Origin of the sequence: Cellulomonas sp. Root137, from assembly GCF_001426725.1 — a bacterium.
Lineage (GTDB): Bacteria > Actinomycetota > Actinomycetes > Actinomycetales > Cellulomonadaceae > Cellulomonas.
The window spans coordinates 429,862-454,698 of the sequence record NZ_LMFG01000002.1 but is presented as its reverse complement, the minus strand read 5'-3'; the positions used below and the strand labels follow the sequence as shown (position 1 = coordinate 454,698).

Here is a 24,837-nt window from a genome sequence, read left to right as displayed (position 1 = left end):
GCGTCAGCCTAGTGGTGGCCGCCGACGCTCACGGACGCGGCTGTGCGGCCGCCTCCAGCTCGGCTGCGAGGCCGGCGTCGACGCGCGCGCGGATCGCCGTGCCGTCGGCCGTGTGGTCCTCCGTCTGGATGTCGCCGTGCTCGTGCACCCGGCTGATCAGGTCACCACGGTGGTACGGGACGACCAGGTCGACCGAGACGCCGGGGCGCGGCAGCTGGTCGGCGATCAGCGCCTGGAGCTCCTCGATGCCCTCGCCGCTGTGCGCGGAGACGACGATCGAGTGCACCTCGCGCGAGCGCAGGCGGGCGATCGCCTCCGGAGTGGCCACGTCCGCCTTGTTCAGCACGATGATCTCGGGCACGTCCATGGCGCCCGGGATGTCCGCGAAGACGTGGCGCACGGCGGCGATCTGGCCCTCGGGGTCCGGGTGCGAGGCGTCCACGACGTGCAGGATCAGGTCGGCGTCGGCGACCTCCTCCAGCGTGGAGCGGAAGGCCTCGACCAGCTGGTGCGGGAGCGCGCGGACGAACCCGACGGTGTCCGCGAGCGTGTAGATGCGGCCGTCGACGGTCTCCGCCCGACGCACGGTCGGGTCCAGCGTCGCGAACAGGGCGTTCTCCACCAGCACGCCCGCGTGCGTGATGCGGTTGAGCAGGGAGGACTTGCCGGCGTTGGTGTAGCCGGCGATCGCGACCGACGGGATCGCGTGCTTCTTGCGCGACGCCCGCTTGGTCACCCGGCCGGGCTCCATCGCGGCGATCTCGCGGCGCAGCTTGGCCATGCGGTTGCGGATGCGCCGACGGTCCAGCTCGATCTTCGTCTCACCGGGACCGCGCGATCCCATGCCGGCTGCGGCGCCGCCGACCTGCCCACCGGCCTGCCGGGACATCGAGTCGCCCCAGCCGCGCAGGCGCGGGAGCAGGTATTCCAGCTGCGCCAGCTCGACCTGCGCCTTGCCCTCCCGGGACTTGGCGTGCTGGGCGAAGATGTCGAGGATCAGCGCGGTCCGGTCGACGACCTTGACGCGGACGATGTCCTCCAGCGCGCGGCGCTGCGAGGGGGCCAGCTCGCCGTCCACGACGACGGTGTCGGCGCCGACGGCCGCGACGAGAGTGGCCAGCTCCGCGGCCTTGCCCGAGCCGAGGTACGTGCCCGGGTCCGGCTTCTGGCGACGCTGGAGCAGCCCGTCGAGCACCTGGGAGCCGGCGGTCTCGGCCAGCTGGGCCAGCTCGCGCAGGGAGATCTCGGCGTCGGTCACGGTGCCGGAGCCCCAGACGCCGACCAGGACGACCTTCTCCAGCCGCAGCTGGCGGTACTCGACCTCGGTGACGTCCTCGAGCTCGGTGGACAGCCCGGCCACGCGGCGCAGCGACGTGCGCTCCTCGAGGTCGAGCTGGTCGCCGTCGTACGAGGAGTGCACCGTGGCACCGGCGTGCAACGTGGACCCTGCCCGGGCGAGCACGCGGGCCACGACGTCGTCGGCCACCTCCTGCGCAGAGCGCGCCGTCGGGGTGTCCTCGGTCTGGCTGGTGGTGTGCTGCGCGTCGGTCAAGGTGCTCCTCTTCTCGTGCCGTCTTCCCAGGGTCGCACGAGGCACCGACGGCGGCCGAGGTATTTCGCTGCGGGCCGAGCCCTGCACCCTCTGTATCGTCGGCGCGTGAGCGAGCAGGACCACTACTTCACCGCGCAGCCGGCCTCCCCCGACGAGCGTCGGCTGGTGCGCGTCCACCTGGCGGGCAAGGACGCCGAGGTGGAGACCGCGGGCGGCATCTTCTCGCCCGACCACGTCGACCTCGGGACGCGCGTTCTCCTGGACCACGTCCCCGCGCCGCCGGACGCGGGTGACCTGCTGGACCTCGGCTGCGGGTGGGGACCGGTCGCGCTCACGCTGGCGCTGGAGTCCCCCGCCGCGACGGTCTGGGCGGTGGACGTCAACGAGCGGGCGCTCGACCTCACCCGGCGCAACGCCGAGCGGCTCGGTGCGACCAACGTACGGGCCGTGCGGCCGGAGCAGGTGCCCGAGGACGTGGTGTTCGCCGCCGTCTGGTCGAACCCGCCGATCCGTGTGGGCAAGGAGGCGCTGCACGCGATGCTGCGGCAGTGGCTCGGGCGGCGGGCGCCCGGCGGTGAGGCGCACCTCGTCGTCAGCAAGAACCTGGGTGCCGACTCGCTCCAGCGGTGGATCGCCGCCGAGCTCGGCGTGGATGTCGAGCGGACCGCGAGCGCCAAGGGCTTCCGCGTGCTCGCCGTGCGCGACCGATGAACGACTGGCGGTCGCTGCGCACCACCACCTGGAGCATGGTCGCGCTGATCTTCATGGTGGCGTTCGAGTCGCTGGCCGTGACCACCGTGATGCCGACCGTCTCGGACGCGCTGGACGGTGCGGCCCTGTACGCGTTCGCGTTCGCCGGGCCGCTGGCCACCGGCGTCGTCGGCATGGTGGTGGCCGGTCCGTGGAGCGACCGCAGCGGACCCCGGACGCCGCTGCTGGTCGCGGTGGGGATGTTCACCGCAGGCATCCTCGTCGCGGGCGCGGCTCCGTCCATGGAGGTCCTCGTCGCCGGCCGGCTGCTGCAGGGGCTGGGCGGCGGCGCGATGACGGTCGCCGTCTACGTGGTGGTGGCTCGGCTGTACCCCGCGATGCTGCACCCGCGCGTCTTCGCCTGGTTCGCGGCGGCCTGGATCATCCCGTCGCTCGTCGGCCCGGCGGGTGCCGGGGCGGTGGCGCAGCACCTCGGGTGGCGGTGGGTGTTCCTCGGGGTCGCACTCCTCGTGGTGCCGACCACGCTGGCGCTCGTCCCGGCGCTGCTCAAGATCGGGCCGCCCGAGACGGTCGCCGAGGTGGCGGCTCGCGGCCGGTTCGCGTGGGCGGCGCTCGCCGCGGCGGCCGTGCTCGGGCTCAACCTGGCGGCCCAGGTGCCCCGCCCGTGGTCCGTGGTGGTCGCGGTGGGCACGGGGGTGCTCGCCCTCGTCGCGCTCCGCGCGGTGGTGCCGGCGGGCACGATGCGCGCGGCCCGCGGGCTGCCCAGCGTCATCGCGACCCGCGGGCTCGTGTCGGGGGCGTTCCTCGGGGCGGAGGTCTACCTCCCGTACCTGCTCACCGAGCGGTACGCCTTCTCCCCCACGACGGCGGGGATCGCGCTGACGTTCGCCGGCGTGGCGTGGGCGGCGACGTCGTGGCTGCAGGGACGGCTCGGCGACCGGCTCCCGCACCGCACGGCGGTCGTCGTCGGCTCCGCGCTGGTCGTCGTAGCCGTCGTCGGTGTCCTCGGGACGGCGGCCCTGCACCTCCCGGCCGTGGTCGCGATCTCCTTCTGGACGGTCGCCGGCGCCGGGATGGGCCTGGTGTACTCCCGGCTGACCGTCCTGGTGCTCGCGTACTCCGCCCCGGGCAGCCAGGGGGTCAACAGCTCGGCGCTCTCGATCGCGGACTCGATCGGCGCGGCCCTCGCCCTCTCGCTCACGGCGCTGGCGTTCGCCGCCGCGGACCGCAGCCCCGACGCCCCCTTCACCGCCGCCCTGGCGGTCGCCGCGCTCTTCGCCGTCGGCGCTGCGCTGGTCGGCCCCCGCGTCGGAGCCGGGCGACCTCAGGCGGAGGACTCGACCGACGACGCGGCTGCGAGGGCGCTGCGCAGCTGAGCGAGCGTCGGCACCCCGGAGGCGCGGCGCACGACGTCGCCGCGGGCGTCGAGCACGAGGACGGTCGGCGTGACGTCGATGGCGAGCCGCTCGCCGAGCGCCAGGTGGTCCGCGATGTCGAGATCGGCGTAGGCCACGCCGTCGGTGGTCGCGACGGCACGCTCGGCGACGTACCGCGTGGAGCGGCAGGGCGCGCAGAACGTGCTCGAGAACTGGACCACGGTGGCGCGCTCGCCCAGCGGCGCACCCAGGTCGTCGGGCGTCAGACGCACGGCGGTCAACGTCCGGCGGTCAGCGCCGCGAGGTCCACGTCGGCCGCGGCGACGAGCACCGCCGGTCCGGCGAGCTCGACGTGCCCGTCCGGCAGGACGCTCACGCGGACCGTGCCGCCCGGGACGTCGACCAGCCAGACGTCGGGGGCACCCACGCCGGCCCAGGTGCGGACCGCCAGCGCCGCCGCGCACGCACCGGTGCCGCAGGACCGGGTCTCGCCGACCCCCCGCTCGTGCACCCGCATGCGGAGCCGTCCGACGAGCGAACCGTCCACCGCCTCGTCCTCGCCGAGGGGCACGACGAGCTCGACGTTGGTGCCGTGCGGCGGCACCGGGGTGACCTCCGGCGCACGCGTGAGGTCGGCGGCCGTCAGCTCGTCCTCGTCACCCAGCGCGAGGACGACGTGCGGGTTGCCGACGTCCACGCTCAGCCCGGCCCGCGCCACGTCCAGCCCGGCGACCGCCACCTCCGCGTCCGCACCGGCACGCACCGCGTCGGCGCCGCCGGGCAGGTGCCAGCGACCCATGTCGACGGCGTACCAGACGTCGTCGCCGATCCCCGCGGGGACCGGGACCCGCCGCACGCGCCGCACGCCGGCCCGCGTGCCCAGGGCCAGCTCGCCGTCGGCCGCGTCCCACAGGCCGAGCCGCTCGAGGTAGGCCGCGAACACGCGCACGCCGTTGCCGCACATCTCCGCGACCGACCCGTCGCCGTTGCGGTAGTCCATGAACCAGCGCGCCGACGGGTCCTCGGCCAGGGCGGCCACGCCCTCGGGCACGAGCTCGCTGGCGACCACCCGGATCACGCCGTCGCCGCCCACGCCGGCGCGCCGGTCCGCGAGCTCGCGGACGAGCGTCGCGGACAGGTCGATCCGGGCCTCGCGGTCGTCGAGGAGCACGAAGTCGTTCTGCGTGCCGTGACCCTTGGTCACGTGCAGGGTCGGGGCGGCCACCACGGTCATGAGCCCAGGCTACGTCGTGGTGCCGGGTCGTCCGTGGCGAGCCCCAGCTCTCCCGCGTCGGCCGCAGCGACGAGCGCGAGCGCCTTCGCGACGAGGTCGGGGTCGCGCGCGTCGAGCCAGTGCACCCGCGGGTCGCGACCGAACCAGCCCATCTGCTTGCGGGCCAGCCGGCGCGTCCCGGCGGCGATCGCGGCCTGTGCCTCGTCCGGGGTGAGGTCGCCGCGCAGCATCGCGAGCACCTCGGCATACCCCACGGCGCGCGACGCCGTCCGGCCCAGCCCGTGCTCGAGCAGGTGCTCCACCTCCGCCACGAGACCACGCGCCCACATCCGCGCGACCCGCTCGGTGATCCGCTCGTCGAGGACCGCACGGTCGCAGTCCAGCCCGATCTGCACGGCCGGCACCTCGTAGACGTGCTGCGGGAGGCTCGCAGAGTACGGCCGACCGGTGAGCGCGATGACCTCCAGCGCCCGCACGATCCGGCGCGCGTTGCGCGGGCCGATGCCGTCGGCGGCGAGGGGGTCCGCGGCGGCGAGCTCGGCATGCAGCGCGCGAGCCCCCTCGGCCTCCACGCGGGCCTCGAGCCGCGCGCGCAGCGCCTCGTCGGTACCGGGGAACTCCATGTGGTCGAGCAGGGCGCGGACGTAGAGGCCCGAACCGCCGACGGCGACGGCCCGACGACCGGCACGCTCGATCGCGTCGAGCGCCGACCGCGCGCGCGCCTGGTAGTCGGCGACCGACGCGTCCTCGTGGACGTCGAGCACGTCGAGGAGGTGATGCGGCACTCCCTGGCGCTCGTCGACGGTCAGCTTGGCCGTGCCGATGTCCATGCCGCGGTACAGCTGCATCGCGTCCGCGTTGACGATCTCGCCGCCGAGCGCGTGGGCGAGCGCGAGCCCGAGGTCGGACTTGCCCGTCGCCGTCGGGCCGACGAGCGCGACCACGAGGGTCACGCCCTCACTCCACGGTCGGTCGCGCGGGGTCGTGGTAGGCGACCGGGGGCTCCGGCTGACGGGCCACGGGCGCGGTCGGGGCCGCGTCGGGGTAGCGCTCGTCGAGCTCCGCGAAGAAGCGCAGGGCGCTGGCGATCCCGCCGGTCAGGTGCAGGTCCAGCTGCTCGTCGCTGACGCCGCTCTGGTAGTCGACGGTGTGCTCCGTGTACACGGCCACCTGCTCGTCCTCGATCCGCACGTAGATCTTGGGCCAGACCATGGTCTCGGACCACTTGTTGGCGCCCAGCAGGATGGTGCCGAGCTCCGTGCCGGGCACCTGCCGCGCCCAGCGGCCACGGACCTGGAGGTACTCCTTGGTGCGGCCCATCGTGATGAACCAGAACGGGTGGCTGTCCCAGCGGCCCACCAGGTCGCCGTCCGTGTCCCGGCCGTAGACCGAGCCCCGCGCGTCGAGCCGCTGCGCGACGCGCTCGATGGTCAGCGGCGGGAGGGTGTGCTCGTGCTCGGGGGATGACATCGGGACCTCGGCGTGTCGGGGACGGACAGCGAGACCTTACCGGGCGTCCCAGAGCAGGACCGCGTGCTGCGCGCCCAGGTCCGTCGATGCGGCGAGGGTGCGCGCCCGGACGGTCGCATCGCCGGCCGCGCCCACCAGGACCTGCCACGGCGCCCAGCCGCGGACGGCCAGCGCGTCGGCCAGCACCGGGTCGTCAGCGGCGAGCCGGGCTCGTGCGGCGGGGCCGGCGTCTGCGAGGTCGGCCAGCACCCGCGCGTCGTGGGCGGGGGCTCGGGCGTCGTCGGCCAGCGGGGCGTCCGGTCCGTGGCGTCCGCTCCCCGACCCGACGACGACCAGGCCTGTGGGCTCTCCCCCGACGAGCTCGCTGCCGAGCGCGGCGAGCCGGTCTGCGGCTGTCGCCGACGTGACCTCGACGGCGCGCAGGGCACCACGCCACCCTGTCCGGGCGAGCAGGTGGAGCGCGAGGACGACGGGCGCACCCGGGGCGTCGGACCCGACGCCGTCGACCTGGACCTCGACCACCGGCCAGCCGAGCAGACCGTCCGGGATCCCCGCGGCACCGAGCGTGGTCCGGACTGTCCCGGCGATCACGCCATCGACCCGGCCGGGGGCCACGACGACGATCGACCGGACCCCCGAGGCGATGACCTCGCCGACCGCACGCAACGCCGCCTCGCGCAGCCCGGCGGAGGGGTCCGCCGTGCCGCCGGCCCCCGGGACCAGGAGCACGGTGTCAGGGACGAGCGCGGCGACGACGAGCATGACCCGAACCTACGGGAGCCTGCACGGCACCCGAACGACGGCACCCCGGTGTGGGTCACCGCCGGTACTGTCCTGCCTATGGGGTCGCTCGGGGATCGTGCACGGCGCTGGTGGCGGGGGCGCTCCCTGCCCTCGAACGCCTCGGACGCCACGCCCGCCCTCGAGGCCGACGACGACGAGCTGCACGACCGCGTCGCCCAGCTGCTCGCGCGCGAGCTCGGTGTCGCCGAGCCGGCCGCTGACCTGCCGACGGACGTGACGCCCGCCCGCATCGCCGCCTGGATGACCAACAACCAGTTCAGCTACTTCGTGGACAACGACGGTGACCTCGGCGGCCTGTGGCGCGGCCGGCTCTTCTACTTCTTCCTGTTCGGCGAGAAGTCGGAGATCCTCCAGGTGCGCGGCCAGTGGCACCGCGAGGTCGCGATCGAGCGTCTGGAGGAGGTGCTCGACGTCTGCAACGAGTGGAACGCCGACCGCATCTGGCCCAAGGCGTACATCCGCGTCCGCGACAACGGCCGCGTGCACGTCGTCTCGGAGGTGGCCACGGACCTGGAGCACGGCGCGACCGACGCGCAGCTGAGCCAGATGCTGTTCTGCGGCCTGTCGACGGGGAGCATGTTCTTCGACGCCCTGGACGAGCGGTACCCGGACCCGGCGGGAGTCGCGCCGTGAGCGGGCCCGGCTGGCTCCTGCGGGTGCTCGGTGGCCTGCCCAAGCCCACCAAGCGGCCGACGCCCGACGACGAGCCGCCGGCTCCGCTGACCCGTGAGCGGATCGCGGACTACCTGGTCGGCCGCGGCTACCGGTTCGTGGTCGACGACGACGGCGACCTGACCGGCACGTGGGACGGCAGCCGCTTCTGGTTCCTCCTGCTCGGCGAGCAGCAGGAGATCCTCCAGGTGCGCGGCCGGTGGCACCGCGGGCTGCAGCTCGACCAGCGTGAGGCCGCAGCCATGGCGATCAACGACTGGAACCGCGAGCGGATCTGGCCCAAGGCGTACCTGCGCGAGGAGGAGGGCGTCCTCGCGCTCTACAGCGAGGTGTCCGCCGACTTCGAGCCCGGGGTCACCGACCCGCAGCTCGCGCAGCTGCTCGCCTGCGGGCTGGGCACGGGGGTGCAGATGTTCTCGGCCATGGAGGCCGTGCTCCCGCGCGACGACGCTCCCCCACCGGACGTGCCCGACAACTAGGCGGTCAGCGCCGCACCAGGGTCGGCAGCCCGAGCGAGACCGGGCCCGTGGGACCCGGCGTGCCGCACGCGTCGGCGGCGCCGCCGTGGCTGTGCTCGTCGCCGCCGGCCTGCCGCCGCTCCCACGCGTCGCCCGCGGCCGTACGGCGGACCTCGAACGTCCCGCCCGTCGCCGCGGAGTCGGCGACCAGGTGGTACGGAGCCGCGTGCGTCACCGTGACGGTCACGAGGTCACCCGGCCGGGGTGCGGCCGCGGCCTCCGCGGGCACAGCGAGGTGGACGAGCCGGTTGTCGGCGGCGCGACCGGTGACCCGGTGCGTCGCCTCGTCCTTGCGGCCCTCGGCCTCGGCGACGAGCACCTGCACGGTGCGGCCGACCTGCGCCTGGTTCTCCTCCTGCGAGATCCGGTCCTGCAGGGCCGTGAGCCGCAGGTAGCGCTCCTGCACGACGCTCTTCGGCAGCTGGTCCGGCAGGTCGAACGCGGCGGTGCCGGGGCGCGGCGAGTACTGGAACGTGAACGCGGACGCGAACCGCGACGCCTCGACGACGCGGAGGGTCTCCGCGAAGTCCTCCTCGGTCTCCCCGGGGAAGCCGACGATGATGTCGGTGGTGATCGCCGCGTCGGGCATCGCGGCCCGGACCCGGTCGAGGATGCCCAGGAACTTGTCCGACCGGTACGAGCGGCGCATGGCCCGCAGGATGCGGTCGGAGCCCGACTGCAGCGGCATGTGCAGCTGCGGCATGACGGTCGGCGTCTCGGCCATCGCCGCGATGACGTCGTCGGTGAACGCCGCCGGGTGCGGGGACGTGAACCGCAGCCGCTCGAGGCCCTCGATCGCACCTGCCGCGCGCAGCAGCGAGGCGAACGCGCCCCGGTCGCCGAACTCCACGCCGTACGAGTTCACGTTCTGGCCCAGCAGCGTCACCTCGATCGCGCCCTGCGAGACCAGCGCCTGGACCTCCGCCAGGATCTCCCCCGGCCGGCGGTCGCGCTCCTTGCCGCGCAGGTGCGGGACGATGCAGAAGGTGCACGTGTTGTTGCAGCCCACGCTGATGGACACCCACCCGGCGAACACCGACTCGCGACGGGTCGGCAGCGTGCTGGGGAAGACCTGCAGCGACTCCTCGATCTCGACCTGCGCCTCCGCGTTGTGGCGGGCGCGCTCCAGCAGGACCGGCAGGACGTCGAGGTTGTGCGTCCCGAACACGACGTCCACCCAGGGCGCGCGCTCGACGATCCCCGCGCGGTCCTTCTGCGCGAGACAGCCGCCGACAGCGATCTGCATCCCCGGACGCGCGCGCTTGGTGCCGGCGAGCCGGCCCAGGTTCCCGTACAGCTTGTCGGCGGCGTTCTCGCGGACCGCACACGTGTTGATCACGATGACGTCGGCGTCCTCCGCGGCGGCCTCCACCGGGCTCGCGGCCACGTAGCCGGCCTGCTCGAGCATGCCCGCCATGTGCTCGGAGTCGTGCACGTTCATCTGGCAGCCGAGGGTCTTGACCAGATAGGTGCGCGGGGGCGCCGTGGGGGTCGCCGTCGACAGGTCCGACAGGACGGCAGGCAGGGTCGTGGACATCACCGACAAGGGTACGGCCGCTCGCCCTGAGCCCCTCACCTGGGGTTGTGCTTGACGGGTGCGTTGCCGAACCGTGACCCTCGTGGCTCGCCAGATCGGGCAAACCCCCCGTAGGTTCATCCAATGGTGGACACCTCAGCCGCACCGCCCGCCCCGACCGACCAGACGTCCGACGCCCTCGTGGAGCTCCGGGGCGTCGACAAGCACTTCGGCCCCCTGCACGTCCTGCAGGACATCAACCTCACCGTGCACCGCGGCGAGGTCGTCGTCATCATCGGCCCGTCCGGGAGTGGGAAGTCGACCCTGTGCCGGACGATCAACCGGCTGGAGACCATCGACTCCGGCACCATCGCGCTGGACGGCCAGCCGCTGCCCGCCGAGGGTCGCGCCCTGGCGCGGCTGCGGGCCGACGTCGGCATGGTGTTCCAGTCGTTCAACCTGTTCGCCCACAAGACAGTCCTCGAGAACGTCACGCTCGGCCAGATCAAGGCCAAGGGCGTCAAGCCCGCCAAGGCCCGCGAGATCGCGCTCGACCTCCTCGACCGCGTGGGGGTGCGCAACCAGGCTGACAAGCTCCCCGCGCAGCTCTCGGGCGGGCAGCAGCAGCGTGTGGCGATCGCCCGGGCGCTCGCCATGCAGCCCAAGGTCATGCTCTTCGACGAGCCGACCTCCGCGCTCGACCCCGAGATGATCAACGAGGTCCTCGACGTCATGGTCGGCCTCGCCCGCGACGGCATGACGATGATCGTCGTCACCCACGAGATGGGCTTCGCCCGCAAGGCGGCCAACCGCGTGGTGTTCATGGACGGCGGCCAGATCGTCGAGGAGGCCGACCCGGAGACGTTCTTCACCGCTCCGACGAGCGACCGGGCCCGCGACTTCCTGTCGAAGATCCTCACCCACTGACTCACCCCCACCACAACCGAACCGACACCGCACACCACACGAAGGGGACACACCATGCGCAGAGGACGACTGGTACTGGCACTCGCCGCAGCGGCCACGCTCACGCTCGCAGGCTGTTCGAGCGACGGCGGCGACGACACGGACACCGACGCGGGCGCGACGAGCGAGGAGACCGAGGCCTCCGGTGGCGCCGAGGGCACCATCAAGATCGGCATCAAGTTCGACCAGCCCGGCCTGGGCTTCCAGGACGGCAGCGAGTACACCGGCTTCGACGTCGACGTGGCGAAGTTCGTCGCGGGCGAGCTCGGCTACGGCGAGGACCAGATCGAGTGGGTCCAGTCCCCCTCGGCCCAGCGCGAGACGCTGCTGCAGAACGGCCAGGTGGACATGATCTTCGCCACCTACTCCATCACCGACAAGCGCAAGGAGGTCGTCTCCTTCGCCGGTCCGTACTTCGTCGCCGGCCAGGACCTGCTGGTCGCCGCGGACGACGACTCGATCACCGGCCCGCAGGACCTCGAGGGCAAGAACCTCTGCTCCGTCACCGGCTCCACGTCGGCGCAGCGCATCAAGGACGAGTACGCGGCGGGGACCAACCTGCTCGAGCAGCCCGGGTACGCCGAGTGCGTCACCGCCCTGACCGCCGGCACGGTCGACGCCGTCACGACGGACGACATCATCCTGGCCGGTCTCGCGGCCGTGCCCGCGAACGAGGGCAAGGTCAAGGTCGTCGGCAACCCGTTCTCCGAGGAGAACTACGGCGTCGGCATCCCCAAGGAGTCCGACAAGTGCGAGGCCATCAACGAGGCCATCACCAAGATGATCGACGACGGCACGTGGCAGGAGCTGCTCGACAAGAACGTCGGCGCCTCCGGCTACAAGGCGAACGAGGACCTCAACCCCCCGACGCCCGCCGCCTGCGCCTGACCCGCTGACGTTCCGGGGGCTCGCGCGGTCACCGCGCGGGCCCCCGGTCCCTCCAAGAGCTAGGAGCGTCGGTGGACGACGGTTTCCTCCAGCAGTTCCTGTCACTGTTCGACGAGTTCGACGTGCTCGCGGCGTTCTGGGTCAACATCCAGCTGACCTTCTACGCCGCGATCCTCGCGCTGGTCCTGGGCACGGTCCTGGCGATCATGCGGATCTCGCCCGTGCCGAGCCTGCGCTGGGCCGGCTCGACGTACGTGACGCTGCTGCGCAACACGCCCCTGACGATCATCATGGTCTTCTGCGTGCTCGGGCTCTGGGGGCAGCTGGGCCTCACGCTCTCGCCCGACTTCCAGACGAACTTCTTCCGCCTCGCCGTGCTGGGTCTGAGCGTCTACCACGCCGCCTTCGTGTGCGAGGCGCTGCGCTCCGGTGTGAACACCGTGCCCGTCGGTCAGGCGGAGGCCGCCCGGGCCATCGGCCTGTCGTTCTGGCCCGCCGCGCGGCTGATCATCCTCCCGCAGGCGTTCCGCGGGTCCGTCGCTCCGCTGGGCAACGTGCTCATCGCCCTGACCAAGAACTCCACCGTCGCGGCCGCCGCGTCCGTGGCGGAGGCGTCCGGCCTGATGAAGACCATGATCGAGTTCCGCCCCGACGTGATCCTCGCGATCTTCCTGACCTTCGCGCTCGGCTTCGTCCTCATCGTCGTGCCGATCGGCCTGGCCACGACCTCGCTCTCCCGACGACTGGCGGTGTCCCGATGAGCACCCTGTTCGACGTCCCCGGTCCCGTCGCTCGCCGACGCATGGTCTGGGTGAACATCGCCGCGACCGTCGTCGTGGCAGGCATCGGCGTCTGGGTGCTGGCGCGCCTGGGCGCCAAGGGTCAGCTCGACGCCGCCCTCTGGAAGCCGTTCCTGACCGCCAACCCCTGGACCAACTACCTGATCCCCGGCCTCGTGGAGACCCTCAAGGCTGCCGGGATCTCGATCGTCACCAGTGCGGTCTACGGGTTCGTGTTCGGCCTCGGGCGGCTGTCGTCGTCGAAGATCGTGCGGACTCTGAGCGGCGGCGTCGTCGAGTTCTTCCGGGCAGTGCCCGTGCTGCTCATGATGATCTTCTTCTACCTCGGTCTCGGGCAGCTGCGGATCATCGAGCCGTCCGACGTCCCCCTGGTCGCCGTCGTCCTGGGCCTCACGTTCTACAACGGCTCCGTCTTCGCGGAGCTGATCCGGTCCGGCGTGCACGGCCTGCCGAAGGGTCAGCGGGAGGCCGCGCTCGCCGTCGGGCTCCGGGACGTCCAGTCGCTGCGGCTCATCGAGGTCCCCCAGGCGGTCATCGCGATGCTGCCCGCGATCGCCAGCCAGCTGGTCGTCATCCTCAAGGACACCGCGCTCGGCGTGATCATCACGTACCCGGAGCTGCTCGATGCCGCGCGCCGGTACGGCTCCGGCAACGGCAACATCCTGCAGTCGCTGGTCGTGGCGGCGCTCATCTTCATCGTCATCAACTACGGGCTCACCAAGCTGGCGGAGATGCTCGCCGGACGGGTCGGGCGTCGGACCGCCGGCAAGCCGCAGGCCGAGGCGCCGACGCTGGTGACCGCGATCGGGAAGGACTAGCCGGCGGTCGCGCTCGCCCGGATCTCTCGGACGACCGTCACGGTGATCTCGCCGGGGTAGGCCAGGTCGGCCTCGATGTGGCGCGCGATGGCCACGGCCAGCTGCGGCAGCGCGTAGTCGTCGACCTCGGACGGCTCGACCACCACCCGCACCTCACGGCCCGCGGACATGGCCAGCGCACGACGCACCCCTGCGTGCGCGGCGACCAGCTGCTCGAGCTTGTCGATCCGCTCCACGTACTGGTCCAGCTCTTCGCGGCGGGCGCCCGGTCGGGCGGCGGAGATCGCGTCCGACACCTGGACGAGCACGGCCTCGACCGTCTCGGCGGGGACCTCGTCGTGGTGCGCGGCGATGGCGTTGACCACGGTCGCCGACTCGCCGTGGCGACGGGCCAGGTCCGCTCCGACCGCGGCGTGCGTGCCGGGCACCTCCGCGGTGAGCGCCTTGCCGAGGTCGTGCAGGAACGCGCCCCGGCGACTCACCTCCACGTCGGCGCCGATCTCGGCGGCGAGGGCGGCGGCGAGCTGGGCGGTCTCGACGAGGTGCTCGAGCACGTTCTGCCCGTAGGACGTCCGCAGGCGCAGCCGTCCGAGAGTGCGGACGAGGGTCGGGTGCAGCGCGCCCACACCGGCACGCTCGGCAGCGTCGTGGCCCGCGGCGTCGGTCCGCTCGTCCGCACCGGCCAGTGCCTCCGCGTACGCCTGCTCGATGCGCTGCGGGTGGATGCGGCCGTCCGCCATCAGTGCCTCGAGGGCCACCTGGGCGACCTCCCGGCGCTCGGTGTCGAAGCACGAGAGGACGACGGCGTCCGGCTGGTCGTCGACCAGCACGTTCACCCCGGTCAGCGCCTCGAAGGACCGGATGTTCCGGCCCTCCTTGCCGATGATCCGGCCCTTCATCTCATCCGACGGGAGGGGCAGCACCGTGAGCGGCGACTGCGTGCTGGTCGGGACGGCGAGTCGCTGCACGGCCGTGGTGACGATCCGTCGCGCGCGAGCCTCCGCGGTCCGCCGAGCCTGGGCCTCCGCGCGGCGGACCTGCGCCGCGGCGTCGTTCTGGGCCTGCTCGACGAGCCGCCGGGTCAGCTCGGCGCGCGCGTCCTCGGCCGTCAGCCCGGTGACTGCCTCGAGCTCGGCGAGGGCCGCGCGCTCGGCGTCCGTCGCGCGCTGTGCGGCGGCGCGCTCGGCGTCCTCGAGGGTGCGCGCACCGGACCGCTTGGCCTCGGCCGCGTTCTCGGCGTCGGCACGGGCGCGACGTTCGAGCTCGTCGACCTCGGTGCGGTCGGCCGCGAGGCTGTGCTCCCGCTCGGTCAGCCGGCGCTCTCGGCGCTCGACGTCGGCGAGCATCGCCCGCGCGTCGTCCTTGATCGAGGCGACGTCCTCCGCGGCCCTGGCCCGCTGGACCCCGGCCTCGCGGCGGGCGACCAGGACGAGCACGAGGGCGACGAGACAGGCGCCGAGCAGCCCCACGATCGTGGCGATGGCGCCTGCGTCCACGTCATCCTCCTGGTCGGGCCACGCGCGACGCGCACCGGTACCGGTGCGCGGGTCTGGGCCATTGTCGCTCACACCCGGCCGCGTCCGGGCCCTTCGCCACCCCGGCGCGCGCCCGAGTGTGCACAGCTGTGCCGAACGTCACGGACCCGGGTCGAACCCGTCGAGCTCGTCCGCGCCCTCGGCGCCCTGCTGGGCGAGCTCCTCGCGCATCAGCCGAGCCACCAGGCCGGGCGGGTACCCCTTGCGCCCCAGGGCCGCGAGCGTGCGCCGAGACCGCGTCGGCGCGTCCAGGCCGGACGTCGAGGCCAGCTTGCGCCGCACGAGCCGGCGCGCAGCCTCGTCCTCGTCGTCCGAGTCGACCTGCTCGAGCGCGTCGCCGGCGGTCTCGTCGTCGATCCCGCGGCGGCGCAGCTCCACGGCGATCGCCCGCCGCGAGAGCCCACGCTCCGCGTGCCGCGTCCGGACGAGCATCCGCGCGTACTCGGCATCGTCGATCAGCCCGACCTCGGTGAACCTGTCGAGCACCCGGTCCGCGACGTCGTCGGGGACGCCCTTGCGGGCCAGCGCCTCGGCGAGCTGTCCCCGGCTGCGCGCCGAGGAAGTCAGGAGCCGCAGCGCGATCGCGCGCGCCACGGACTCCTGGTCCGGCTCGACGTCCTGCGCAGCCGTGCCCGTCGAGGGCGGCTCGGTCCCGAACCGCCCTCGACGTCGGTTGCTGCTGGTCATGCGACTGCTCAGAAGTCGACGACCGGCACGGCGTCGGCCGGTGCGTCGACCCGGGCGCCGATGCCGAGCTTCTCCTTGATCTTCTTGTCGAGCTCGACGGCCAGGTCCGGGTTGTCCCGCAGGAAGGCGCGGGCGTTCTCCTTGCCCTGTCCCAGCTGGTCGCCCTCGTACGTGTACCAGGCGCCGGACTTGCGCACGAAGCCGTGCTCCACGCCCATGTCGATCAGGCTGCCCTCGCGGGAGATGCCGACCCCGTAGAGGATGTCGAACTCCGCCTGCTTGAAGGGCGGAGCCATCTTGTTCTTGACGACCTTCACGCGGGTCCGGTTGCCGACCGCCTCGGTGCCCTCCTTGAGGGTCTCGATGCGGCGGATGTCCAGGCGCACCGACGCGTAGAACTTCAGCGCCTTGCCACCCGTGGTCGTCTCGGGCGACCCGAACATCACGCCGATCTTCTCGCGGAGCTGGTTGATGAAGATGGCCGTGGTGCCGGAGGAGTTGAGCGCGCCGGTGATCTTGCGCAGCGCCTGGGACATGAGCCGGGCCTGCAGGCCGACGTGGCTGTCACCCATCTCGCCCTCGATCTCGGCCTTGGGCACGAGCGCGGCGACCGAGTCGACGACGACGACGTCGATGGCGCCGGAGCGGATCAGCATGTCCATGATCTCCAGCGCCTGCTCGCCGGTGTCCGGCTGGGAGACGAGGAGCGCGTCGGTGTCCACGCCGAGCTTCTTGGCGTACTCGGGGTCCAGCGCGTGCTCGGCGTCGATGAAGGCGGCGATGCCGCCGGCCTTCTGCGCGTTGGCGACCGCGTGCAGCGCGAGCGTGGTCTTGCCCGAGGACTCCGGGCCGTAGATCTCCACGACGCGGCCGCGCGGCAGCCCGCCGATGCCGAGCGCGACGTCCAGGGCGATCGAGCCCGTGGGGATGACCTCGACGGGGGCGCGGCCGTCGTCGCCGAGTCGCATGATCGACCCCTTGCCGAACTGGCGGTCGATCTGGCTGAGCGCGGCCTCGAGGGCCTTCTCGCGATCCTTCGGTGCGGGCATGTCGACCTCGTCTGTCTCGAGCAGCTGCTGCTGCGGTACGGGGGCTGGTCTTGTTGCGAGCGACGCTATGTCCGACCACCGACATACCGACCGGGCCACCCCGGCCCCCCGGGACCCGGCATCGGCCGGAGGGGGCTGTGGGAGGCTCGGTCGCTCACCCGCAGAACCACCCTAGCCGAACAGGTGTTCGATGTGCGCGACACGCCGTCAGCGTGTCGGGGTCACCGCGAGCTGCTCCCCCGGCGCCAGGACGTGCACGCGGACCCCGGGAGCCAGGCGGGCCGCGGCGCGCGCGAACGCCGGCCCGGCGCGGTCCATCCAGCCCGGGGGCAGGCGCCGCGAGACGGGGGCGTGCAACGTGCCCCAGTGGATCGGCACGGCCTCGCGAGCACCGACGGCCCGGCACGCCCGCGCGGCCTGGGACGGGTCCATGTGCCCGCCCGACAGGCGCGGCCCCCACCCGCCGACGGGCACGAGCGCCAGGTCGACGGGGCCGCCCGCGAGCACCGGGAGGATCGACATGCTCGCGTACGGCGCCGTGTCGCCCGCGAACCAGATGCGGAAGTCGTCGGTCGCCACGACGAACCCGTGCGTCGAGTTCGGGCGGTGCGGCATCTGACGGTGCTCGTGGACGGCCGGGACGAGCCGCACACGGACGTCCGAGCCCGGCACCGTCCACCACTCGAGGTCGGTGAGCCCGCGCGCCGACGGCACCCCGTGACCGCGCAGCCAGCGGGCGTTCGCCGGCGCGCTGAGCACCGGGATGTCGCCGACCAGGCGCAACGAGCCCAGCTCGGCATGGTCGTGGTGCAGGTGCGAGAGCAGGACCGCGTCGGCGCCCTGCCAGTCCTCGAGGCGTGGCGCGGCCCCCCGGCGGCGCAGCAGCCCGGCGTGCCGGAGCAGCAGCGGGTCCGTGAGCAGCCTGACGCCGTCGACGTCGAGCACGGCGCTCGCATGGCCCAGCCACCGGACGTGCACGGTCATGGTCGCAGCCCCGCGGCGTCGGCCCAGCGGACCAGCTGCTCGTGCACCGCCTCGGCGCCCACCAGGATCTCGTCGTCCCCGACGGTCTCCCGGAGCTCGTCGGCGACCTGCCAGCGCGTCGGGTGCAGCAGGAAGGCGTGGTTCTGCGCGCCACCGATCCCGCCGTGCGAGCCCACCTGCCCCTCGAAGGCGTGGATGTGCCCGCGGTCCGTGACCGTGGAGACCAGCAGCAGGTCGCCGGTGTGCGGGAGCCGGGCCGCGCGCAGCAGGTCGGCACGCCCGCGCGGTCCGTACGGGACGAGCGGGTCCTCCCCCTCCGGCTCCGCGTCGTCCTGCTCGAGCAGGACGAGGCCGCGCGGTCCGATCGCGACGAGACCGCGCGCCTGCGTGTCCACGACGACGACCCCGACACCGGGCCGGGCCGCGAGCCCGGTCACCATGCCGGGCCAGCGCTCCTGCAGCTCCTCGAGCGACAGCCTGTGCGGCACCTGCGGGAACCAGACGAGCCCGAGGTTGCCGGAGCCGACGGTCACCACGTCGGGCACGTCGGCACCGGTCGCCGGGTGCTTGGGACGACCCTGGTCGGGACCCAGGACGGCCGAGCCTCGCGACAGGTTCAGCGCGCTGTTGACCAGGGCGTTCAGCTGACCCCAGTCCTCGCCCGTGCTGCTCTCGACGCCGTCGGCGGCCGGCTCCGCCATGTGCGCGCGCACCGAGTCGAGCAACGTCTCGCCGCCGAGCTGCTCGTACGTGGCCCCGAGCGCCTGACCGTGGTCGGAGAGGACCACGATCTCGTAGTCGCGCGGCGCCACCGCCGCCACGCGTTCGAGCGTGCCGAGCACGCGGTCGAGACCCTCCAGCGAGCGCAGCGACTCGGGCCGGGTGGGACCGGCGTGGTGCGCGATCTCGTCGTAGTCCACGAGGTCGACGTAGATCGAGGGGTCGCCGCGGAGCAGTGCCTCGGCGACCAGGGACGTGTTCAGGTCGCGCAGGAGCACGTTGGTGATCCCGCGCAGGACCACGTACCAGCCTCCGCGGGAGATCCGCGGCTCCACGTCGCGCACCCGCTGGCGGTGCGCCTGGTAGAGCTCCTTGATCATCTCCCCCGCCGACACGCTCACGGCGCGGGCCAGCACGAACGGGCTGGCGAAGAAGCGCACGTACGCGGGACCCGGTCCGAGCCCCCCGTCCGGACCCTTGGTGCGGGACTTGCTCATCACCACGAAGCTGGTGGCGGCGTCGCCGGAGAACATCGTCGAGATCGCCGTGCCCCCGCCCGCGAGTAACCCCTTGCCCGTGGTGAGCCGCTGCTCCACCAGCGCGGCGTCCTCGGGGTGGTTGGTGACGACCAGCCGACCGAGGTCCCGGTCCCACCACCGGAACGCGGGGATCTGGGAGGAGTCGCCGTGCAGCAGGCCCGCCTGGCTCGCCGGCGTCGTCGACGGGATCCGGGCCCACCAGGACTCCAGGCTGTGGCTCCCCGTGGTCATCCACCGCTGCACGGTCGGCGCCAGTCCCGCCTCGATCGCCTCGCGCAGGACGGGGGCCGCGACACCGTCGAGCTGCACGACGAGCAGCCCGGCCTCGCGCGCCTCGCCGGCCACCCGCGGCCGGATCCCCTCGCGACGGGCCTGCCTGCGCGCGCGGCGCACGAGGTCCGACACGACGTAGTCGCTGTTGCTCGCGCCGATCAGCCACCGCCCGACCGCCATGACGATCGCGGTGAGCACGAGCACCACGAGCACGGACCAGACGTTGTCCACCGTGAAGCCCGGCACCACGGTGAGCGCCAACCACAGCACGGCGACCTGCGCGAGCAGCCCGAGGCCGAGGGCGAGCACGGCGCTGCCCGTGCGGGCGAGGAACCGCAGCGGGGCCCGGAGCAGGAGGTCGCCGACCGCCACCACGAGGGCGGCGAGGGCGATGGCCGCGACGTCGTCGGCCCGGACACCGCGGCTGAGCGCGACGGCGACGGCGAGGCCGACGCCGGTGGCGACGAGGGTCAGGACCGCCTCGCCGACGTCGCGCACGCTGGGCGCCCAGCTGGTGGGGGCCGTGCCGGTCCGGGACGTCATGAGGCTCTCTCCTAGGCCCGAGGGGGCGCCGGGCGGCGGGCGTCCGCTCCCCAGCGGTCGTTCTCCGAGATCTCGAGCTCGTCGCAGAGCGCGTGCCAGACGGTGCGCGGCTCGACGTTGTCGTCGAGCGCCTGCATCGCCGTGCGTTGGTCGAGCCCGCGGAGCACGAGCTCACGCGTCAGCTCGCGGCCGTGCGCGCTGCCGAGGACCTCGTCCACCAGCAGCCAGAACTCTCGAAGCCTCACGGGTGACAGCCTGCCACCCCGCGAGGCGCGCGGGTGTCGGTGGGGGCCGACACAATGGCCGGGTGGTGCTCGACCGCTTCTCCGACCCGACCAGGACCTGGTTCACGGGTGCGTTCGCCGAGCCCACGACCGCGCAGCTCGGGGCGTGGACGGCGGTGGCCGGCGGCGACCACGCCCTGGTCGTCGCCCCCACGGGGTCCGGCAAGACGCTCGCCGCGTTCCTGTGGGCGCTGGACGGGCTCCTGACGGGCGAGCGGTCCGACGATCCCGTCGAGCGGTGCCGCGTGCTGTACGTCTCCCCGCTCAAGGCGCTCGCCACGGACGTCGAGCGCAACCTGCGCTCCCCCCTGGTCGGCATCCGGCAGGCAGCGACCCGGCTGGGCCTCGAGCTCCCGGACGTCACCGTCGGCATCCGCACCGGCGACACACCACCGAACGAGCGCCGGGCCTTCGCGACGAAGCCGCCGGACATCCTCATCACCACCCCCGAGTCGCTTTACCTGGTGCTCACGTCGGGCGCTCGGGCGGGGCTCGCCGGGGTGCGGACGGTGATCGTCGACGAGATCCACGCGGTCGCCGGCACCAAGCGTGGTGCGCACCTCGCCCTCTCGCTGGAACGGCTCGATGCCCTGCTCGACCACCCCGGGGGTCCCGGGCCGGTGCAGCGCATCGGCCTGTCGGCCACCGTCCGCCCCGTCGACGCGGTCGCGGAGTTCCTCGGCGGCGCGCGCTCGACCGCCGACCGGGGCCGGCCGGTCGTCGTGGTGCAGCCGCCGTCGACCAAGAAGATCGTGGTCGACGTCGTCGTGCCCGTGCCGGACCTGTCGGACCTGCGCGGCACCGAGGTGACGCCGGACCTCGACCTGTCCGGCGCGGCGGCCGGACCGCTGCCCCGCCCGTCGATCTGGCCGCACGTCGAGGAGCGCGTCGTCGACCTCGTGGCCCAGCACCGGTCCACCCTCGTGTTCACCAACTCGCGACGCGGCGCCGAGCGGCTGACGGCACGGATGAACGAGGTCTGGGCCGAGCGCTCGGGCGAGGACGTACCGGACCCCGCGACGCTGCGCGCGGCCGCGGTGCCGGCGCAGTCGGGGACGGCGGTCGGCGTCGACACCCGGGACGCCACGACGATCCTCGCGCGGGCGCACCACGGCTCGATGAGCCGCGCGGAGCGGACCCGGACCGAGTCCGAGCTCAAGGCCGGGCTCCTGCCCGCCGTCGTCGCGACGAGCTCGCTGGAGCTCGGGATCGACATGGGCGCCATCGACCTGGTGGTGCAGGTGGGCTCGCCGCCGTCGGTGGCCAGCGGGCTGCAGCGCGTCGGCCGGGCCGGGCACCAGGTGGGTGCCGTCTCCCGCGGGATCGTGTTCCCGACGTTCCGGGGCGAGCTGGTCCCGGCGGCGGTCACGGCGCAGCGGATGCGGGACGGGGCTCTCGAGACGATGCGGATCCCGCGCAACCCGCTCGACGTGCTCGCGCAGCAGATCGTGGCGATGGTGGCGGTCGAGGACTGGTCGCTCGAGGAGCTGGCGGTCGTGGTGCGGCGGGCGTCCCCGTTCTCCGGGCTCGGCGACGCGACCCTGCGCGCGGTGCTCGACATGCTGGCCGGGCGGTACCCGAGCGAGGAGTTCGCGGAGCTGCGGCCCCGGCTGGTGTGGGACCGGGTGCGCGACGTCCTCAGCGGCCGACCGGGCGCGCTGCGGCTCGCGGTCACCAGCGGCGGCACCATCCCCGACCGCGGCCTGTTCGGCGTGTTCCTGGCCAGCGGTGCGACCACCAGCGACGTCCCGGTCGATGCCGAGCGCTCGGGCGGCACGGTGCGCGGCGGCAAGCGCGTCGGCGAGCTCGACGAGGAGATGGTCTACGAGTCGCGGGTCGGCGACATGTTCACCCTGGGCTCCAGCACCTGGCGGATCGACGACATCACCCCGGACCGGGTGCTGGTCACGCCGGCGCCCGGCGTCCCGGGCCGGCTGCCGTTCTGGAAGGGCGACTCGCAGGGCCGGCCCGCCGAGCTGGGGCAGGCGATGGGGGGCTGGGTCCGCGAGCTCGGCGCGCTCTCCGACGACGACGCCCGCGCGCGCGTCGAGGCGGCCGGGCTGGACCCGTGGGCGGCCGACAACCTGCTCACCTACCTGCGCGAGCAGCGTGAGGCGACCGGCGAGGTCCCCACCGACGTCGTGCTCGTGGTCGAGCGGTTCCGCGACGAGCTGGGCGACTGGCGGGTGGTCCTGCACTCGCCGTACGGCGCGCGGGTGCACGCCCCGTGGGCGATCGTCATCGGTGCGCGGCTGCGCGAGCGGTACGGCGTCGACGCGGCCGCGATGCACTCGGACGACGGGATCGTCCTGCGCCTGCCCGACATGCTGGACGGGGGGCTGGACGCGGGGTTCGGCGTCGACGACCCCTGGGCCGAGCAGACCGGTCCGGCGATCGACCTGGCATCGCTCTTCCTCGACCCCGACGAGGTGCTCGACTCGGTGCAGGCCGAGCTCGGCTCGTCGGCCATGTTCGGCGCGCGCTTCCGCGAGGCCGCGAGCCGCGCCCTGCTGCTCCCCCGGCGCCGCCCCGACCGCCGCCAGCCGCTCTGGCAGCAGCGGCAGCGCTCGGCGCAGCTGCTCTCCGTCGCCTCCGCCTACCCCGACTTCCCGATCCTGCTCGAGGCGGTCCGGGAGTGCCTCCAGGACGACTTCGACACGGAGGCGCTCACCACGCTCATGCGGGACGTCGCGTCCCGCAAGATCCGGGTGGTCGAGGTGACCACCACCCAGCCGTCGCCCTTCGCGCAGTCCCTGCTGTTCGGGTACACCGCCCAGTTCCTGTACGACGGCGACGCGCCCCTGGCCGAGCGTCGCGCCGCCGCCCTCACGCTCGACCCCACGCTGCTCGCCGAGCTGCTGGGCCAGGGCGGCGAGTCCCAGCTGGCCGATCTCCTCGACCCGGACGCCGTCCTGCGCACCGAGGCCGAGCTCAGCGGCCGCGCGCCGGACCGGCAGGCGGGCACGCTCGAGCAGCTGGCCGACGCCGTCCGGCGGCACGGACCGCTCACCGCCGGCGAGCTGGCCGAGCGCACGAAGCCGGAGGTCCGCGAGCAGGTGCCGGCGTGGTTGACCGACCTCGAGGGTGCGCGACGCCTGATCCGCGTGCGGCTCGGTGGCGTGGCACCCGAGCGGGCGGAGCAGTGGGCGGCCGTCGAGGACGCCGGTCGGCTGCGCGACGCGCTCGGGGTCGCCCTGCCGGTCGGGGTGCCCGAGGTGTTCACCGAGGTGGTGCCGGACCCCGTGGGCGACCTCCTGCGCCGCCACGCCCGGACGCACGGGCCGTTCACGGCGGCCCAGGCGGCCACGCGGTTCGGGTGGGGTGTCGCGGTCGTCGCCGAGACGCTGCGCCGGCTCGAAGGCCTCGGCGTCCTGGTCCAGGGCAGGCTGCGGCCGGACGTGCTCGGGGGTACCGGCGACGAGTTCTGCGACGCCGACGTGCTGCGGACGCTGCGGCGCCGGTCGCTCGCCGCGCTGCGGGCCGAGGTCGAGCCGGTCGATCCGCAGGCCCTCGGGGTGTTCCTCCCGCGCTGGCAGGGCGTCCAGCCCGTCGGTCGGTCCGGCCGCGGCTCGGCCACCGGCACGCTGCGGGGCGTGGACGGCGTCGCGCGCGTGGTCGAACAGCTCGCCGGCGCGGTCCTGCCGGCGTCGGCGCTCGAGACCCACGTCCTGCCGGCGCGCGTGATCGACTACAGCCCGGCGATGCTCGACGAGCTCACCGCCGCGGGAGAGGTCATCTGGGCCGGTCACGGGTCGCTCGCCGGACACGACGGGCTGGTCTCGGTGCATCCCGCCGCGGTCGCCGACCTCACGCTCCCCGCCGCGGAGGCCGCGCCCGACTCCCCCCTGCACGCCGCGATCCTCGAGGCGCTCGGTGGCGGTGGCGCCTGGTTCCTCGGTGCGCTGGCCGAGCGCGTCCGCCAGCTGCGCCCCGACGAGGCGTCGCCGTCGCAGGCCGACGTGGCGAACGCGGTGTGGGACCTCGTCTGGACCGGCCACGTGACCAACGACGGCCTCGCACCACTGCGCGCCTGGCTGGGCACCGGGAGCACGGCCCACCGCACCAAGTCCGCCACTCCGCGCGGGCGGCCGCTGCGCCCCCGGCTCGGCCTGCGCGCGGCCGTCCAGCTCGCCGGCGACCCCGGCACACGGTCCAGCGCGCTCGGGCTCAACGGAGCCGCGAGCGGCGGACGCTGGTCGCTCCTGCCCGCGCGCGAGTCCGACCCGACCCTCCGCGCGCACGCCCTGGCCGCACAGCTGCTCGACCGGCACGGCATCCTCACCCGCGCGGTCGCCCCGGCCGAGGGGATCGGCGCCCGGTTCGCCGACGTCTATCGCGTGCTCTCGGCGCTGGAGCAGGGCGGACAGGTGCGCCGCGGCTACTTCGTCGAACGGCTCGGCGGCTCCCAGTTCGCGCTACCGGGGGCGGTCGACCGCCTGCGGGTCGACGCCCAGGTGGTCGAGCGCTCCGCCGACGAGGACGGCCCCACCGATCTCCAGGTCGTCGTGCTCGCAGCGACGGACCCCGCGAACCCGTACGGCGCGTCGCTGCCGTGGCCGGTCGCCGGTCCCGACACCACCGACAACGGCGCAGGTCGGCACCGACCCGGTCGCAAGGCAGGCGCGCTCGTGGTGCTCGTCGACGGCGCGCTCGTGCTCTACCTGGAGCGCGGCGGACGGACCGCGCTGTCGTTCACGTCCGACGCCGGCGTCCTGGAGGCCGCCGCCGAGGGGCTCGCGACGACGGTCCGGACCCGGCACACCGGCCGGCTCACGATCGTGCGGGTCGACGGCGTCGACGTCCTCGAGGGCGCCCTGCACAGCCCGCTCGGGAAGGCGCTCGGCGCCGCCGGGTTCGCCACCACCCCGCGCGGCCTGCGGCTGCGCCAGTCGTGAGGC

Annotated in this window: 22 protein-coding genes; 9 read left to right on the top strand and 13 right to left on the bottom strand. The window is 73.8% G+C overall.

The window, feature by feature from the left end; all coding sequences use genetic code 11:
* Positions 1 to 28: 28 nt before the first annotated feature.
* Positions 29 to 1,552: a GTPase HflX gene (gene hflX / locus ASD18_RS14570; RefSeq protein WP_056093335.1), complete on the bottom strand. Its 1,524-nt coding sequence runs from the start codon at positions 1,550 to 1,552 to the stop codon at positions 29 to 31.
* A gap of 105 nt (positions 1,553 to 1,657) precedes the next feature.
* On the opposite strand from hflX, the gene ASD18_RS14565 reads away from it, so the two are divergent.
* Entirely contained in the window at positions 1,658 to 2,263 is a 606-nt protein-coding gene (locus ASD18_RS14565) for a class I SAM-dependent methyltransferase (RefSeq protein ID WP_056093332.1), read from the top strand.
* Entirely contained in the window at positions 2,260 to 3,639 is a 1,380-nt protein-coding gene (locus ASD18_RS14560) for an MFS transporter (protein ID WP_056093329.1), read from the top strand. Before ASD18_RS14565 ends, ASD18_RS14560 begins: the two co-directional genes overlap by 4 nt.
* Here ASD18_RS14560 and ASD18_RS14555 read toward each other — a convergent pair.
* Genes ASD18_RS14555 through ASD18_RS14535 form a run of 5 tightly spaced genes read right to left on the bottom strand, consistent with a single transcriptional unit; the run spans position 3,588 to position 7,105 of the window.
* Entirely contained in the window at positions 3,588 to 3,911 is a 324-nt protein-coding gene (locus ASD18_RS14555) for a thioredoxin family protein (protein ID WP_235522405.1), read from the bottom strand. The two genes, ASD18_RS14560 and ASD18_RS14555, sit on opposite strands and share 52 nt — an antisense overlap.
* A gap of 5 nt (positions 3,912 to 3,916) precedes the next feature.
* Positions 3,917 to 4,873 (bottom strand): diaminopimelate epimerase, encoded by a 957-nt coding sequence (dapF, locus tag ASD18_RS14550; RefSeq protein ID WP_056093324.1) that lies wholly within the window; start codon positions 4,871 to 4,873, stop codon positions 3,917 to 3,919.
* Entirely contained in the window at positions 4,870 to 5,826 is a 957-nt protein-coding gene (gene miaA, locus ASD18_RS14545; protein ID WP_056093321.1) for a tRNA (adenosine(37)-N6)-dimethylallyltransferase MiaA, read from the bottom strand. The genes dapF and miaA overlap by 4 nt, the downstream gene beginning before the upstream one ends.
* Positions 5,827 to 5,830: 4 nt before the next feature.
* Positions 5,831 to 6,343 carry a YbjN domain-containing protein gene (locus tag ASD18_RS14540; RefSeq protein ID WP_056093318.1) on the bottom strand — a complete coding sequence of 171 codons (513 nt, stop codon included), beginning with the start codon at positions 6,341 to 6,343 and terminating at the stop codon, positions 5,831 to 5,833.
* Between the two features lie 36 nt (positions 6,344 to 6,379).
* Positions 6,380 to 7,105 (bottom strand): hypothetical protein, encoded by a 726-nt coding sequence (locus tag ASD18_RS14535; RefSeq protein WP_056093315.1) that lies wholly within the window; start codon positions 7,103 to 7,105, stop codon positions 6,380 to 6,382.
* A gap of 78 nt (positions 7,106 to 7,183) precedes the next feature.
* Between ASD18_RS14535 and ASD18_RS14530 the strand changes: the two genes are divergently transcribed.
* Both ASD18_RS14530 and ASD18_RS14525 read left to right on the top strand, forming a co-directional pair.
* Complete coding sequence (locus ASD18_RS14530; RefSeq protein WP_056093312.1) at positions 7,184 to 7,780, top strand: YbjN domain-containing protein; 597 nt, start codon at positions 7,184 to 7,186, stop codon at positions 7,778 to 7,780.
* Entirely contained in the window at positions 7,777 to 8,298 is a 522-nt protein-coding gene (locus ASD18_RS14525; protein WP_056093310.1) for a YbjN domain-containing protein, read from the top strand. Before ASD18_RS14530 ends, ASD18_RS14525 begins: the two co-directional genes overlap by 4 nt.
* A 4-nt stretch (positions 8,299 to 8,302) precedes the next feature.
* Here the strand turns inward: ASD18_RS14525 and miaB are convergent, their stop codons facing one another.
* Positions 8,303 to 9,874, bottom strand: a complete 1,572-nt coding sequence (gene miaB, locus ASD18_RS14520; protein WP_056093307.1) for a tRNA (N6-isopentenyl adenosine(37)-C2)-methylthiotransferase MiaB — start codon at positions 9,872 to 9,874, stop codon at positions 8,303 to 8,305.
* A gap of 123 nt (positions 9,875 to 9,997) precedes the next feature.
* On the opposite strand from miaB, the gene ASD18_RS14515 reads away from it, so the two are divergent.
* The 4 genes from ASD18_RS14515 to ASD18_RS14500 all read left to right on the top strand — a co-directional run bounded on the left by ASD18_RS14515 (position 9,998) and on the right by ASD18_RS14500 (position 13,325).
* Positions 9,998 to 10,780: an amino acid ABC transporter ATP-binding protein gene (locus tag ASD18_RS14515; protein ID WP_056093304.1), complete on the top strand. Its 783-nt coding sequence runs from the start codon at positions 9,998 to 10,000 to the stop codon at positions 10,778 to 10,780.
* A 54-nt stretch (positions 10,781 to 10,834) separates the two neighbouring features.
* On the top strand, positions 10,835 to 11,707 hold the full coding sequence (locus ASD18_RS14510) for a glutamate ABC transporter substrate-binding protein (RefSeq protein ID WP_056093301.1): 873 nt from the start codon (positions 10,835 to 10,837) through the stop codon (positions 11,705 to 11,707).
* A gap of 71 nt (positions 11,708 to 11,778) precedes the next feature.
* On the top strand, positions 11,779 to 12,468 hold the full coding sequence (locus ASD18_RS14505; protein ID WP_056093297.1) for an amino acid ABC transporter permease: 690 nt from the start codon (positions 11,779 to 11,781) through the stop codon (positions 12,466 to 12,468).
* Positions 12,465 to 13,325 carry an amino acid ABC transporter permease gene (locus ASD18_RS14500; protein ID WP_056093295.1) on the top strand — a complete coding sequence of 287 codons (861 nt, stop codon included), beginning with the start codon at positions 12,465 to 12,467 and terminating at the stop codon, positions 13,323 to 13,325. The genes ASD18_RS14505 and ASD18_RS14500 overlap by 4 nt, the downstream gene beginning before the upstream one ends.
* Here the strand turns inward: ASD18_RS14500 and rny are convergent.
* The 6 genes from rny to ASD18_RS14470 all read right to left on the bottom strand — a co-directional run bounded on the left by rny (position 13,322) and on the right by ASD18_RS14470 (position 19,900).
* Positions 13,322 to 14,821, bottom strand: coding sequence for a ribonuclease Y (gene rny, locus ASD18_RS14495; RefSeq protein WP_056093292.1), 1,500 nt, complete (start codon positions 14,819 to 14,821; stop codon positions 13,322 to 13,324). The two genes, ASD18_RS14500 and rny, sit on opposite strands and share 4 nt — an antisense overlap.
* Positions 14,822 to 14,959: 138 nt before the next feature.
* Positions 14,960 to 15,547 (bottom strand): regulatory protein RecX, encoded by a 588-nt coding sequence (locus ASD18_RS14490; RefSeq protein WP_056093289.1) that lies wholly within the window; start codon positions 15,545 to 15,547, stop codon positions 14,960 to 14,962.
* Positions 15,548 to 15,555: 8 nt separating this feature from the next.
* Positions 15,556 to 16,596: a recombinase RecA gene (gene recA, locus ASD18_RS14485; protein WP_056093287.1), complete on the bottom strand. Its 1,041-nt coding sequence runs from the start codon at positions 16,594 to 16,596 to the stop codon at positions 15,556 to 15,558.
* Positions 16,597 to 16,803: 207 nt separating this feature from the next.
* Positions 16,804 to 17,580 carry an MBL fold metallo-hydrolase gene (locus ASD18_RS14480; RefSeq protein ID WP_056093284.1) on the bottom strand — a complete coding sequence of 259 codons (777 nt, stop codon included), beginning with the start codon at positions 17,578 to 17,580 and terminating at the stop codon, positions 16,804 to 16,806.
* Positions 17,577 to 19,655, bottom strand: coding sequence for an alkaline phosphatase family protein (locus ASD18_RS14475; RefSeq protein ID WP_056093281.1), 2,079 nt, complete (start codon positions 19,653 to 19,655; stop codon positions 17,577 to 17,579). The genes ASD18_RS14480 and ASD18_RS14475 overlap by 4 nt, the downstream gene beginning before the upstream one ends.
* Before the next feature lie 11 nt (positions 19,656 to 19,666).
* Positions 19,667 to 19,900 (bottom strand): DUF3046 domain-containing protein, encoded by a 234-nt coding sequence (locus ASD18_RS14470; protein ID WP_056093278.1) that lies wholly within the window; start codon positions 19,898 to 19,900, stop codon positions 19,667 to 19,669.
* 62 nt (positions 19,901 to 19,962) lie between these two features.
* Between ASD18_RS14470 and ASD18_RS14465 the strand changes: the two genes are divergently transcribed.
* Positions 19,963 to 24,834 carry an ATP-dependent helicase gene (locus tag ASD18_RS14465; protein ID WP_056093273.1) on the top strand — a complete coding sequence of 1,624 codons (4,872 nt, stop codon included), beginning with the start codon at positions 19,963 to 19,965 and terminating at the stop codon, positions 24,832 to 24,834.
* Positions 24,835 to 24,837: the final 3 nt, after the last annotated feature.

Bases quoted from the DNA above. Each gene is read 5' to 3' on its own strand.
- ASD18_RS14515 (WP_056093304.1), top strand. From the start codon at position 9,998: ATGGTGGACACCTCAGCCGCACCGCCCGCCCCGACCGACCAGACGTCC.
- recA (WP_056093287.1), bottom strand. From the start codon at position 16,596: ATGCCCGCACCGAAGGATCGCGAGAAGGCCCTCGAGGCCGCGCTCAGC.
- miaB (WP_056093307.1), bottom strand. From the start codon at position 9,874: ATGTCCACGACCCTGCCTGCCGTCCTGTCGGACCTGTCGACGGCGACC.
- dapF (WP_056093324.1), bottom strand. From the start codon at position 4,873: ATGACCGTGGTGGCCGCCCCGACCCTGCACGTGACCAAGGGTCACGGC.
- ASD18_RS14535 (WP_056093315.1), bottom strand. From the start codon at position 7,105: ATGCTCGTCGTCGCCGCGCTCGTCCCTGACACCGTGCTCCTGGTCCCG.
- ASD18_RS14510 (WP_056093301.1), top strand. From the start codon at position 10,835: ATGCGCAGAGGACGACTGGTACTGGCACTCGCCGCAGCGGCCACGCTC.
- ASD18_RS14500 (WP_056093295.1), top strand. From the start codon at position 12,465: ATGAGCACCCTGTTCGACGTCCCCGGTCCCGTCGCTCGCCGACGCATG.
- ASD18_RS14475 (WP_056093281.1), bottom strand. From the start codon at position 19,655: ATGACGTCCCGGACCGGCACGGCCCCCACCAGCTGGGCGCCCAGCGTG.
- ASD18_RS14480 (WP_056093284.1), bottom strand. From the start codon at position 17,580: ATGACCGTGCACGTCCGGTGGCTGGGCCATGCGAGCGCCGTGCTCGAC.
- ASD18_RS14560 (WP_056093329.1), top strand. From the start codon at position 2,260: ATGAACGACTGGCGGTCGCTGCGCACCACCACCTGGAGCATGGTCGCG.
- ASD18_RS14530 (WP_056093312.1), top strand. From the start codon at position 7,184: ATGGGGTCGCTCGGGGATCGTGCACGGCGCTGGTGGCGGGGGCGCTCC.
- ASD18_RS14540 (WP_056093318.1), bottom strand. From the start codon at position 6,343: ATGTCATCCCCCGAGCACGAGCACACCCTCCCGCCGCTGACCATCGAG.
- ASD18_RS14490 (WP_056093289.1), bottom strand. From the start codon at position 15,547: ATGACCAGCAGCAACCGACGTCGAGGGCGGTTCGGGACCGAGCCGCCC.